Here is an 11719-nt window from a genome sequence, read left to right on the forward strand (position 1 = left end):
CTATTTACGAAAGTTTGTCTACAGTCTGAAGGCACCTTAAAAGGTGCCGTAACAATTAAATATTTAGGCAGAAGGTATACATATTTGTTGTCCTGGGTATATCAAATTGGGATCTGGTATTTGTGGATTTGCTCTTATTAATGCATCAAGACTTACGCCAAACATATTAGCTATTGACCACATACTGTCCCCCGGTTTTACTGTGTATATTGTTTTACAGGTCTCTGGAGATACTGGTGGACAATAGAAAGGTATGCAAATTTGTTGCCCTGGATATATCAAATTAGGATCCGATATCTGAGGATTAGCTCTTATTAAGCAGTCAAGACTTATTCCAAACATATTCGCTATAGACCACATAGTATCTCCTGGCTGCACTGTATAAAAAGTCTTACAATGTCCCGGATGAGGATGATGTGGATAATAGGGATGATGGTAAGGATACTTAGGATAGTTTGGATTGTAATAGGATCCATCTATTGTCATCTTATTTCCCTCCTTTTAAACTTAAACTTTCTACTACATGTTATGAAGGATAAAAATATATGTTACAGGAGGGATTTTTAAATATAAAAAACAGGGAAGATTATTTCCCTGTCAGACTGGATATGTCATATATTCCATATTAAGAAGAGTTGCATCTATTTGATATTTTTTTGCTCTTCTGTATTCAAAAAATTTCTTTGCTACTTGTGGGAAAAGAGCATAAGATAAAACATCTTCTTCTTGTTCATAATACTCTTTAATCTCTTCTTTAATCGCTTCAAATTGCGGTTTTAAAAGATCTGCTGGTCTAACGTCTATTGCCTCTTCATCTCCTATTATTTTCTTCTTTATTTCTTCTGAAATTGGTGCTGGTGGTCTACCATACAGTCCTTTCACATAATCTTTTACTTCTTTTGGTACCATTTTATACCTTTCTCCAGTTATTACATTCAAGACGGCTTGAGTCCCTACCATCTGACTCATAGGAGTAACAAGAGGTGGGTATCCTAATTCTTCTCTGACTTTAGGAATTTCTTTTAAAACCTCCGGGTACTTATCTAAAGCATTTTGTTGTTTCAATTGGGAAATCAAATTTGATAGCATTCCTCCTGGAACTTGATAAATTAATACATCTGTATCTACTCCCATAACCATAGATAAATCTATTTCTTTATTGTGATTTTGTTTTACTTCTTTAAAGTATGAAGCAATCTCTGATAATAACTCCATATCCAAACCAGTATCGTATTGAGTGCCTTTTAAAGCTGCCACCATTGTTTCCGTAGCAGGTTGAGAAGTTCCTAATGCCAAAGGTGAAATAGCAGTGTCTATTATATCTACTCCTGCTTCTATTGCTTTTAAATAGGTCATAGAAGCCATTCCACTCGTATAATGGCTGTGCAACTGTATAGGAATATTTACTGTATCTTTAAGGCTTTTTACTAACTCATAAGCAATATAAGGAGTTAATATTCCTGACATATCCTTTATGCATATAGAATCTACTCCTAATTCTGTCAGCTCTTTTGCTACTTTAATATAATGGTCAATGTTGTGAACAGGACTTATAGTATAAACAAGGGTACCTTGAGGGTGAGCTCCTGCTTTTTTAGTAGCTTTTATAGCAACTTCAAGATTTCGTACATCATTTAAAGCATCAAAAATTCTTATTATATCTATTCCATTGTAAACAGCCTTTTCAATAAATCTTTCTACTATATCATCAGGATAATGCCTATATCCTAATAGATTTTGTCCTCTCAAAAGCATTTGAAGAGGCGTATTTTTTATCCTTTTCTTTAATCTTCTTAATCTTTCCCAAGGGTCTTCGTCAAGAAATCTCATACAAGCATCAAAGGTAGCTCCTCCCCACGCTTCAATAGAATAATATCCTACTGCATCCAATTTTTCTGCAATTGGGAGCATTTCTTCCGTCGACATTCGAGTAGCCAAGAGTGACTGATGAGCATCTCTTAATACAGTTTCTGTAATTTTAATTTTATTGCTCATATTAATACCTCCTCATAATATATTATACTATTTTTTCAAAAGAAACAAAATAAAAAAAGAGCCAAAAGGCTCAAAATTTTAGAAGAAGGAAAGGATAGATTCCCTTATAAGTTTAGCTGCTAAAATAGAGGTTATACCAGCTATATCGTGAGAAGGCGAGACTTCCACCAAATCCATCCCAACTACATTTAAATCTTTTAAAATATGAATAGCCTCTAATGCCTCTTTTGTGGTTATTCCCCCTGGTTCTTGTGTACCAGTACCTGGTGCAAAAGCAGGGTCTACAACATCTATATCCCAGCTAATATAAATTGGATAATCTTTTATATCATCAATTACACCTTTCAAAGGTTCAACTACTTCATACAAAAACATGTGGGTATTTTTTTCTGCAAACTCAAATTCTTCTTTTTCACCTGACCTTATCCCAAAATTATACATTTTAATACCTTTAGCAATATCCCATACTTTTTTCATTACTGTGGCGTGAGAATAAGCTTCACCGAAAAATTCTTCTCTTAAATCAGTATGGGCATCAAAATGAAGGATTACAAGGTTATCCCCATATTTTTTTAAGTACTCTTTTAAAATTCCATAAGTCACTAAATGTTCTCCACCCAAGAACAATCCTTTTTTTCCACTTTTCAAAATGTCTTCTGTAGCTTTTGAGATTAAATCTAGACTCTTTTTCACATTCCCATAAGGAAGTACTAAATCTCCTAAATCATAAAATTTCTTATCTTCCAACCTCCTATCTAAATACACACTATAATATTCTAAACCATAAGAGGCTTGCCTTATGGCAGCAGGTCCAAAGCGGCTTCCTGCTTTGAAACTCACTGTGTAATCCATAGGCAAACCTAGTATAACTACCTCTGCCTTTTCATAATCTTCAGTAGCCCCTAAAAACTTTCCCGGATCAACAAAATATTTTCCTTCTATCATATTACACCTCATCAAAAATATCCTTCACAAATTTAGGCAGTACAAAGGCCGCTTTGTGAATTTCAGGTGTATAGTATTTAGTATCTATTCTTGGAATAGAATTTATGTCCACTTCTTCAGGGTCATATTTTTTTGAACCCATGGTAAAAGTCCACAAACTTCCTGGATAAGTCGGTATTGTTGCTATATATGCTTTTGTAATAGGATATATTTCTTTGAACATTTTGCTGAGTTTGTTTATCAATTTTCCATAAATAAAAGGTGATTCTGTCTGAGCCACAATAATACCGTCTTCTTTCAAGCATTCATATACGGCTTTATAAAAATCAGGAGTAAAAAGCCCTACAGCTGGCCCAAGTGGGTCAGTAGAATCCACTATTACCACATCAAATTCATTTTTGTGTTCATTAACATATTTAATTCCATCTCCAATCATTATTTCTACTCTTGGATCATCTAATGCCTGACTTATTGTAGGAAGATATTTTTTAGAGTTTCTCACTACTGCCTCGTCAATTTCTGCCAAAACTACTCTTTCTACAGAAGGGTGCTTTAAGACCTCTCTTACTGAGCCTCCATCTCCCCCTCCAACAACTAATACGCTTTTTGGATTTTTATGAGTAAAAAGAGGTACATGTACTATCATCTCATGATATATAAATTCATCTTTTTCAGTGGTTTGAAGTATACCATCTAAAGTTAATATTTTTCCAAATTGATATGTATCGAGTATTGCTAAGTGCTGATAAGGAGTTTTTTCTACCACCAATGTTTCTTTAACTTTCAAAGAAAATCTCAAATTTTCATCCTGATTTTCTGTAAACCATAATTCCATTGAAAACACCTCCAAGATTTTTAATAATATATTAAAAAAATATCTCACTCTCCCAAAAACTCTTTTAATTTAACTATCTGAAAATCCCCTTTTTCTTTAAAACCTAATTTACAAAAAAAATCTCTATAAAAAGGTATATTGACACAAGCATTTTCTAACCCCATATCTAGGGCATGATTAAGTACTACTCTTACCATTAAATTTTCAAACCCCTTATCCCTCTGGGAAGGCAAAATTGCCAAATTAGTTATTATGGCATTATTATTTTCTACTTTCATAGAAATAAAGCCAAAAGGCTTGTCTTCTCTTGCAATCATGAAAATCTCTTCTAAAAAATTTAAAGTTCCCTTCAAATTACACTCATTAGCAATTTTTTTAATAATTTCGAAATCCTCTGCTTTAGCAAAGTTAACTGAAAACATACTTCACCTCAAGCTTTTTAAATAATCTATTTCCTTTTGTGTCAAATACCTCCACTCTCCTGGTTTTAACCCTTCTAAAGATAACTCACCAATTTTAGTTCTTGTAAGAAAAATAACAGGATGTCCAATAGCCTCACACATTCTTCTAACTTGTCTATTTTTCCCTTCATGAATTTTTATTTCTACAACACTTGTCCCATTTTTAACTGCTAAAATCTCTATTTCTGCTTTGGAAGTCAAATAATCTCCTATCAAAAGTCCATTTCTAAACCTTTCCAACTCTTCTTGTGTTGGAATTCCTTTGATTTTTGCAATATACGTCTTCACAATTTCATGTCGAGGATGCATTAAGATATTGGCTATCTCCCCATCATTTGTGAGTAACAGAAGCCCTGATGTATCATAATCTAAGCGGCCAACAGGATATATTCTTTCCTTAACTTTAACTAAGTCCATCACTGTAGGCCTGCCAAACTGGTCTTTTACGGAAGTAATATATCCTGTTGGCTTATTTAACATAATATAAACTTTTTTCTTTTCTCTTCTCACAATTTTATCATCAAATTCAATTATGTCAACATCAGGATTGATTTTTACTCCCAACTCTTTTACTACTTTTCCATTTACTTTTACACGGCCTTGTAAAATATACTCTTCGCACTTTCTTCGTGAGGCTATTCCACATTCTGCTAAGTATTTTTGCAACCTTTCCATTTGTGTTCACCCATTTTTTCGTTTATACAAGTTTTTCGTCATAAATTTTTAATAAATTATTTCTCATGATCCTTTCTTTTATCAAGTTGGTATCAGTAGTATAAAGGCCTAATTGTTTCATCCTCTCAAAATATTCTGCCCCTGCAAAAGTATACCTCTTTTTCAAGCCTTCTTTCGTCTTTATGCTTTCATTAGCATATGCTATCAAATCACCAGAAGCTAAATTCCTTGGTAACTCCAAAAGAGGCATGCCAAGAGCTAATCTTACGCTGTTATGTCCAGCAAGACATCCTGTCACCATTGCCTCAGTATGCCCAGTAAACAAGCCAGACTTCTCTCCTGCACATAATAAATTCTCTAAACCTATAACTTTCATTGTATTATCTCGCGGTGCCATTGACAAATATCTTACAGAATTAGCTTTTCCTCCAGAATAGGGGTCATCATAACGTGCTCTTTCTAAGCCAGGAATTTTTCTAAGTTTTTCTAATGGATAAAAAGGAGTCATGAGCTTTACATAACCAGTATCTAATAGTATAACATTTTCTGCGTATTCTGGCAATGCATATTGTTGACACACCTTCAAATTCAATTTTTCCATGTTAATATCTTCTTTAGGCACAGGCAATACTACTACTCCATCTTTTTCCAACTTTTCTCTTATCTCTTTGCTTAAAGATTCTTTATTTAATTTACATGAACCACTAAAAGCACCATAAACTTCATCTGCCCTCATTCCTAAAAGGTCTTCTACCCCTGCCCTATAACTTATGCTAATTCGAGGACCAAAAGAAGGGCACCTTAAAATACACATAGCACATCCGTTTCCATATCTTAGGCAATTGCCCATAGGTCCTGTAGAACCAGTAGTTTCTATAAAAACATCTCCATACTCTATAGTATCATCTGCTAAAACTATTCCTTTTATTCTTTTTTTGCTTTCCATCACAACATCTGTAGCTCTTGTCATCAGCTTAATAGTAACCCCTTTTTCAAGTAACATTTTTCTAATCATTGGTTCTACCATTGTCACATCATACAGATTTGCATGAGCATGGCCAGGAAAGTTGATATTTACATGTCTTGCTGCCTTATCTGTTATTTCAATAAGTTCATTTCCACCCAAATATATAAGTTCTTCTGCAGCAGTATATCTCCCGTTATTTCTCATTATACCTCCTACAAGTCCGCATCCCAAAAGCATATCAGTCTTTTCTAAAAGCACTACTTCCGCCCCTGCTTTTCGAGCCGTTAAAGCAGCTGCACAACCAGCCCAACCTCCACCTATTACAACAACTTTAACCATGTAACATCTTCCTTTCCAAAGCTTTTCTAATATCCACTTGAACCTTACAGGTTCTTACTTTTTGGTATCCTATCTGAACTTCACAACTACCACATATCCCTTCACCACAGCATATAGTATTATTGTTTGAAACCGCTAAATAGGCTTCTTGATTATATAAGTCCAAATAATTTAAAATATTCACATGCTGTTCATCAGAGCCTCCACTATATACAACCGTTATTTCTTTATCTTTAATTAACTCCTTTAAAATTCTTTCTCCTTCTTCGCTTAAAAGGTCTGTTTCAATTATCATTATATTAAACTCTTTCAAATAGTCATTTATAAAATTTACTCCTACTTTTCCTTTGTCTACGATAGCAATAACTTTGTTTTTGTTGTTTATTAGTTTTGAAATAACAATTACCCCCGGAGCTTGTGCAATTCCTCTCAAAACAACTAAAGCCTTAGAATTGTGAATTCCTTTAATATACCTATGACCTAAAAGCCCATTCCAATAAGGCCCTCTTAAATAAACCTCTTCTCCTTCCTCAGCTTTTTGAATCAATTTTGTTTTTGGACCACTTACTTGTATAGCTATCTTGATTATTCCTTCAAGCTCGTCTGCATACATTACTGACATAGGAGTATCAAAAAAAGGTGGGCTTGAAATTCCTCTTAAAAAAACAAAAGAACCTGGTTCATTCAAATCTCGTGCCATCTTATTTGGTACTTTAAGAGTCAAAATTATAACTTCTTCGTTAATTTCTTCCCTTTTTAACACTTTAGAAAAAATTGTGCTGCGGGTAGCTTTAGCCTTGTATCCTGCCCAAACAAATTCCTGAAAGATACAAACTCCTCGCCAATTACAATCGCAAAAATTTTTCCCCTGAAGTTGTGAACATACTATGCACTCATTTAATTCAGCCAAATAGCAAGGACAATAATCAGTACCAGCGTCAATGCATTCTAATCTATTTGCCAATTTATCTCACCTCCAATTTCACACTAATAAAATATTCTTCAAACTTAAAAACTATTACAAAACAAATAACCCTCTTGAGTCATATTCAAGAGGGATTCAGCACCTTTAACCAATTTTTTATTATCTTTTGAAAATTGTAACCAAAATCTTCTTGTTCTACTTTCTTTAAGGCTACACAATTGACATCACAAACTTTTTCTTCTCCTATCTTTACTGTCACATAACCTATTTTTTCGCCTTTTTCAACAGGAGCTTTGACACTTTTGGGAAGATAAAATTCTAAATTCACATTCTGCTTCTCCCCTTCTAATGCTGGAATAACACATGCTTTCTCACTTACAACTGATACAGTATTTTCTTTCCCACCTTCTACTTTTACCTTCTTAATTAACTCCCCTTTTTCTAAAACTTTATAGGGTTTGTACTTTGAAAAAGCATAATCTAATATTTTCATGGAATCTTCCCACATAGGAGGACTATTTAAAACAACTGCAATAAATCTCCTTCCCTCTCTTGTAGCAGAAGATACAAGACACCTACCTGCTTTATTAGTAAATCCAGTTTTTACTCCATCTGCTCCTTCGTATATCCATAAGAGCTTATTTTTATTCCTCAAATATCTATCCCATTCTTTCCCTTCCCAAGGAATTGTCTTTTCTTTTGTTGATACAATCTCTGCAAATTTAGGATATCTAAAAGCATACCTTGTTATTAAAGCTAAATCATAAGCAGTAGTATAATGGTCATCAATGCCAATGTCTAAACCAGAAGGTGTTACAAAATGGGTGTTATATGCCCCTATTTCTTTTGCTTTTTGGTTCATAATTTCGACAAAACTTTCTACACTACCACTTATATGTTCCGCAATAGCTGTGGCGGCATCGTTCCCTGAGTTTAACATAAGTCCATAAAGTAAGCTTTCCATATCAATTTTTTCTCCTGGCGAAAGCCAAATAGATGAACCTCCAACGCTTGCAGCCCTTTTGCTGACAGTTACAATATCATTTAAATTACCTTTTTCTAAAGCCACCAACAAAGTCATTATTTTTGTAGTACTTGCCATTGGCAGCTTTTCATGAGAATTTTTTTCATATAACACTCTCCCTGTCTCTTGGTCCATTACAATTGCTGCTTTAGCAGAGATAGAAGGATAGCTCTCAGCATACACTTTTACAGAAGACATAAAATACAACAAAATAAAAAGATAAAGTATAAATTTTTTCATTTTATGCCTCCTTTATATACAAAAAAGTGGGATTCCCCACTTTTTAAATATCAGCATTGTTATTTATTGTTGGATTTTGTACCTTTTTTGTCGACTTACCTTTATTGAACAAGTTTTGTATTTCTTCTATCAATTTAGGCGTCAAATCTATTATTCTCTCCAGCATAGCATTTTGAGTAACTGGCAAGAGTCTGATTTGCCCTTGGCCAACCACCATAAAGGCAACGGGTTGTACAGAAACCCCTGCGCCACTGCCACCGGCAAAGGGCATGTTTTGAGATGAATCTTGTTCTGTACCTTTTTTATCATTCTTTGGCAAGTTAATTTCACCGCCTCCAGCAGCAAAGCCAAAGGTCACACGAGAGATAGGGATTATTATCGTTCCATCAGGAGTTTCTACAGCATCTCCTACTATTGTATTGACATCTATCATGTCTTTTAAGCTTTCCATGGTTGTTTTCATCAAAGCATCGATTGGGTGGTCACTCATTTATTTTCACCTCCCATTTAAACTACCCAAAAACTTTATTCCATTAATAATAATATTACCACAGGTTATTTTAAATATGCAAATTAAATTTCCTTCTAACTTATTTTGACCATAGTAAGGTGTGATATAAACCTCCGGTGCATTAGTAAAAGTAGCATTATTATATATCGGCATAAGAGCTGTATATATTATTCCCCATAAAGAGCCGTTCAAGATAGCAGTCCAAGCTGCATCTTCTAAGCCAATTTTTAAATTTAAATAAAATTTATAAACAATAGTATCTTTTAGCACATCTTTTAAAAATTCTATAATCTTAAAAAAATCTTTATATCCTATATCTAAAGTCGAAAATTTTCTCTCTTTTTTAGTTCTCTCTAATTTTTTTGTTCCTGCACTTTTAAGTATCTGGATGCCAAAAATTTTAAAATACAATTCCTCTTTTTCAGGCTCTTTCTGTAATTTAAAGGTCAAAAAATTTACAAAAAATATATTAGCTGCTATTTCCAGGGAAATATTTTTCTCCTCTTTATTCGCTTTTATTTTAATTTTAAGAGGCAAAAAATACAGTAAAATCAAAAAAATAAGGATTATAAAAACAACAGACAAATATTTCATCATTTCACCTCATATCACGCTGTTTATAAGCCTTTTCTAAGCAAGATTTAGGTCTTTATTATAGTTTTGGTAAAAAAATTGATAGTTATTAAAAACTGCCTATATTGTATTTTTATCCATATAAAGGAAATATAGTATCTTGATATATGATAACCTCTTTTTGAAAAAATAGCAAGTACAATTGTAGAAAACTTCTATGTAAAATTGTACTTATAATAATATAAATATAGCAGGTTAACTCTTTATAAAAGAGCACCTGCTTTTTTACCTTCATTCTCTTTTTCATTTGCAAAGGCAAAAGTGGTTGAAAGAAATGTAAAAGCAAGCCCTATTAAAAGTAGAGACGCAATATTTCGTTTCATATATAATCCTCCCTTAAGGTGTGATTTCAATTTGCGGTAACTCTTTTAAAGATTTAATTCCAAAATACTTTAAAAAATCTTCTGTAGTAGTATACAGTATTGGCCTACCAGGAGATAAAGCCCTTCCGCTTTCTTTGATCAAATTATACTCCAGCAAAGTATTTATAGCTTTATCGCTTTTTACACCCCTTATTCTTTCAATTTCTGCCCTTGTAATAGGTTGATTATAAGCTATTATAGCCAAAACCTCTAATGCTGCTTGAGAAAGTCCTTGTTTTATTTCTAATCCCAAAGCTTGTCTAACTATTTCTCCATAATTATCATTTGTACACATTTGAACTTTATCTTCAAAAAATATAATATCTAAACCGCGATTTTCTCGGTCGTAATATTCTTTTAATTTATTTACAACATCTACTATTTCCTCTTGAGAAAGTCCTACCACTTCGCATAGGGTTCTTAATTTTACTGGTCCCCCTGCTGCGAACAATATAGCTTCTATTTTTCCTTCATTGCTCATTTTTTTCTCCTCTCCTAAAGGATTTAATAAGTATATCCCCATAAGTAGTCTTTTGTTCCGCTATAATTCTATTTAATCTCACTAACTCTAAAACAGCGATAAAAGAAACAATAATTTCTCCTTTTGCTCGACTTTTCTTAATAAGTTCACTAAACCAAAGGAAAGGCTTTTTTACTAATTTCACTAATAACTCTTTAATCTTATTCTCTACAGTATATTCATCTTTTTTTATTTCTATTTCATTTTCTCTGGCGTTATTTTTTGAAATAACTTTAAGATATGCTTTATATATATCTTCACTAGAGTAGTTTAAAGCAATTTTTTTATCTATATATTTTACTTCAGACTCTTCTCTAAAAAAACGAGAACCAATTTTGCACATTTCTTTAAAAGTCTGGGCAATAATTTTATATTTCTTGTACTCAATCAATTTAGTTACTAATTCTTCTCTTGGGTCTACTTCTTCTATTTCCAATTGTTGTCCCTCAAACTGCTGTTTGGGAAGCAACATTTTAGATTTAATTTCTAATAAAGTAGCTGCCATTACAATAAATTCTGATGCCACATTTAAATCCATTTCTTGCAAAGTTTTAATATATTCCATATATTGATCTAAAATAACTGAAATCGGGATATCCATCAAATCAATTTCATTTTTTTCTATAAGGTGAAAAAGCAAATCAAAAGGTCCTTCAAACACTTCTAATTTTACGTTGTACATCTTCACACCCCAAAAGGTTTTAAAATAAGAGTTATAAAAGAGTCCAAAGCATTCATAAGAGGCCCCATGATTTGTCCTATAACCCCAGTGAAAACAAGAAGGAGCAAAATAACCTGTCCATACATTTCATATTGAGAAATCATATAAGCTTCTCTTGGGGGTAACAAACTCCACAGTACTTTTGAACCATCCAAAGGCGGCACCGGTATTATATTGAAAACAGCAAAAATTAAATTGTAAATGTACAATAGATATAAAAGTGGATACAGTATTGGAACATCTTTAAATGCTATCATCAATATTCGAGAAACGATAGCCAACAAGACGTTGGAAAGAGGGCCTGCTAAGGATACAAGCAATACACCTTTTTTTCTATCTCTAAAATATAAAGGATTAATAGGAACAGGTTTCGCCCACCCAAACCTTAAAAGCCAAAGCATTAAAAGACCAAGGGGGTCAATATGAGCTAACGGATTTAATGTAAGCCTACCACTTTGCCTTGGAGTAGGGTCCCCCAATTTATCTGCCACATAACCATGGCTAAATTCGTGGAAACTCATCGCAATAAGAAGTGCAGGTATTCTATATAAAAAATCTATAAAATC

General features: G+C 33.2%; 14 protein-coding genes. All 14 read right to left on the minus strand.

Annotation, left to right across the window (positions count from 1 at the left end):
* Positions 1 to 63 precede the first annotated feature (63 nt).
* Positions 64 to 486: a SafA/ExsA family spore coat assembly protein gene (safA, locus tag M663_RS0112235; protein ID WP_004396295.1), complete on the minus strand. Its 423-nt coding sequence runs from the start codon at positions 484 to 486 to the stop codon at positions 64 to 66.
* 111 nt (positions 487 to 597) lie between these two features.
* Positions 598 to 1995, minus strand: a complete 1398-nt coding sequence (locus tag M663_RS0112240) for an oxaloacetate decarboxylase subunit alpha (RefSeq protein ID WP_029689103.1) — start codon at positions 1993 to 1995, stop codon at positions 598 to 600.
* A 78-nt stretch (positions 1996 to 2073) separates the two neighbouring features.
* Entirely contained in the window at positions 2074 to 2940 is an 867-nt protein-coding gene (gene speB / locus M663_RS0112245; protein WP_029689104.1) for an agmatinase, read from the minus strand.
* A 1-nt stretch (position 2941) separates the two neighbouring features.
* A complete protein-coding gene (gene speE, locus M663_RS0112250) occupies positions 2942 to 3775 on the minus strand; it encodes a polyamine aminopropyltransferase (protein WP_029689106.1) in 834 nt (277 codons plus the stop codon).
* A 44-nt stretch (positions 3776 to 3819) separates the two neighbouring features.
* The gene (locus tag M663_RS0112255) at positions 3820 to 4197 is read right to left on the minus strand and encodes a GNAT family N-acetyltransferase (protein ID WP_029689107.1); all 378 of its coding nucleotides are present in this window, start codon (positions 4195 to 4197) and stop codon (positions 3820 to 3822) included.
* 3 nt (positions 4198 to 4200) lie between these two features.
* On the minus strand, positions 4201 to 4911 hold the full coding sequence (locus M663_RS0112260; protein ID WP_029689108.1) for a pseudouridine synthase: 711 nt from the start codon (positions 4909 to 4911) through the stop codon (positions 4201 to 4203).
* 22 nt (positions 4912 to 4933) lie between these two features.
* Entirely contained in the window at positions 4934 to 6217 is a 1284-nt protein-coding gene (locus M663_RS0112265) for an FAD-dependent oxidoreductase (RefSeq protein ID WP_004396304.1), read from the minus strand.
* Positions 6210 to 7181 carry a sulfide/dihydroorotate dehydrogenase-like FAD/NAD-binding protein gene (locus M663_RS0112270; RefSeq protein ID WP_004396305.1) on the minus strand — a complete coding sequence of 324 codons (972 nt, stop codon included), beginning with the start codon at positions 7179 to 7181 and terminating at the stop codon, positions 6210 to 6212. The genes M663_RS0112265 and M663_RS0112270 overlap by 8 nt, the downstream gene beginning before the upstream one ends.
* 85 nt (positions 7182 to 7266) lie before the next feature.
* Positions 7267 to 8406, minus strand: coding sequence for a D-alanyl-D-alanine carboxypeptidase family protein (locus M663_RS0112275; RefSeq protein WP_029689109.1), 1140 nt, complete (start codon positions 8404 to 8406; stop codon positions 7267 to 7269).
* 43 nt (positions 8407 to 8449) lie between these two features.
* Entirely contained in the window at positions 8450 to 8896 is a 447-nt protein-coding gene (ytfJ, locus tag M663_RS0112280) for a GerW family sporulation protein (RefSeq protein WP_004396307.1), read from the minus strand.
* A gap of 6 nt (positions 8897 to 8902) precedes the next feature.
* Positions 8903 to 9511, minus strand: coding sequence for a DUF2953 domain-containing protein (locus M663_RS0112285; protein ID WP_004396308.1), 609 nt, complete (start codon positions 9509 to 9511; stop codon positions 8903 to 8905).
* A 375-nt stretch (positions 9512 to 9886) separates the two neighbouring features.
* On the minus strand, positions 9887 to 10393 hold the full coding sequence (gene scpB, locus M663_RS0112295; RefSeq protein ID WP_029689110.1) for an SMC-Scp complex subunit ScpB: 507 nt from the start codon (positions 10391 to 10393) through the stop codon (positions 9887 to 9889).
* Positions 10383 to 11114, minus strand: coding sequence for a segregation/condensation protein A (locus M663_RS0112300; protein ID WP_029689111.1), 732 nt, complete (start codon positions 11112 to 11114; stop codon positions 10383 to 10385). Before M663_RS0112300 ends, scpB begins: the two co-directional genes overlap by 11 nt.
* 2 nt (positions 11115 to 11116) lie before the next feature.
* Positions 11117 to 11719, minus strand: a 603-nt coding sequence (locus M663_RS0112305) for a site-2 protease family protein (RefSeq protein ID WP_273702720.1), incomplete at its 5' end; no start/stop codon positions are given.

The organism is Thermoanaerobacter sp. A7A, assembly GCF_000445185.1.
Lineage (GTDB): Bacteria > Bacillota > Thermoanaerobacteria > Thermoanaerobacterales > Thermoanaerobacteraceae > Thermoanaerobacter.

What these genes read in the sequence shown, in the direction of transcription:
- M663_RS0112265 (WP_004396304.1), bottom strand. Translation starts at nt 6,217, where the DNA reads ATGGTTAAAGTTGTTGTAATAGGTGGAGGTTGGGCTGGTTGTGCAGCT.
- M663_RS0112275 (WP_029689109.1), bottom strand. Translation starts at nt 8,406, where the DNA reads ATGAAAAAATTTATACTTTATCTTTTTATTTTGTTGTATTTTATGTCT.
- M663_RS0112300 (WP_029689111.1), bottom strand. Translation starts at nt 11,114, where the DNA reads ATGTACAACGTAAAATTAGAAGTGTTTGAAGGACCTTTTGATTTGCTT.
- M663_RS0112255 (WP_029689107.1), bottom strand. Translation starts at nt 4,197, where the DNA reads ATGTTTTCAGTTAACTTTGCTAAAGCAGAGGATTTCGAAATTATTAAA.
- M663_RS0112260 (WP_029689108.1), bottom strand. Translation starts at nt 4,911, where the DNA reads ATGGAAAGGTTGCAAAAATACTTAGCAGAATGTGGAATAGCCTCACGA.
- M663_RS0112240 (WP_029689103.1), bottom strand. Translation starts at nt 1,995, where the DNA reads ATGAGCAATAAAATTAAAATTACAGAAACTGTATTAAGAGATGCTCAT.
- ytfJ (WP_004396307.1), bottom strand. Translation starts at nt 8,896, where the DNA reads ATGAGTGACCACCCAATCGATGCTTTGATGAAAACAACCATGGAAAGC.
- M663_RS0112285 (WP_004396308.1), bottom strand. Translation starts at nt 9,511, where the DNA reads ATGAAATATTTGTCTGTTGTTTTTATAATCCTTATTTTTTTGATTTTA.
- scpB (WP_029689110.1), bottom strand. Translation starts at nt 10,393, where the DNA reads ATGAGCAATGAAGGAAAAATAGAAGCTATATTGTTCGCAGCAGGGGGA.
- safA (WP_004396295.1), bottom strand. Translation starts at nt 486, where the DNA reads ATGACAATAGATGGATCCTATTACAATCCAAACTATCCTAAGTATCCT.
- speB (WP_029689104.1), bottom strand. Translation starts at nt 2,940, where the DNA reads ATGATAGAAGGAAAATATTTTGTTGATCCGGGAAAGTTTTTAGGGGCT.
- speE (WP_029689106.1), bottom strand. Translation starts at nt 3,775, where the DNA reads ATGGAATTATGGTTTACAGAAAATCAGGATGAAAATTTGAGATTTTCT.